General features: G+C 59.3%; 1 pseudogene. It reads right to left on the minus strand.

Annotated elements, in window-relative coordinates:
* A pseudogene (locus tag EOD29_RS34400) lies at window positions 1–108 on the minus strand (3'(2'),5'-bisphosphate nucleotidase CysQ); the annotation flags it as partial.
* Window positions 109–243 lie beyond the last annotated feature (135 nt).

A 243-nucleotide genomic window follows, 5' to 3' on the forward strand; every position in this document is an offset into this window, starting at 1 on the left:
CGTGACCGGACTTGCATCCGCCTTCATGGCGACAGGGAAGCCTTCGCGCAAGACCGTGATGATGGCCTTGCCGGCTTCGAGCGCCGCCTTTTCAAATGTCCTCAGCATTGTCCTTTTGCCGTTCGCCACGCGGCGAGCACCCCGCTGTCGCTCGTCCGCAAACCATCCCTGTCACAAACCAGATACGCAAGCTTATATGGTGTTCCCCGTCGTGCTCCGCATCCCTCAATACACAGCCTGATG

It is taken from the genome of Mesorhizobium sp. M1A.T.Ca.IN.004.03.1.1 (assembly GCF_003997555.1).
Classification (GTDB): Bacteria; Pseudomonadota; Alphaproteobacteria; order Rhizobiales; family Rhizobiaceae; genus Mesorhizobium.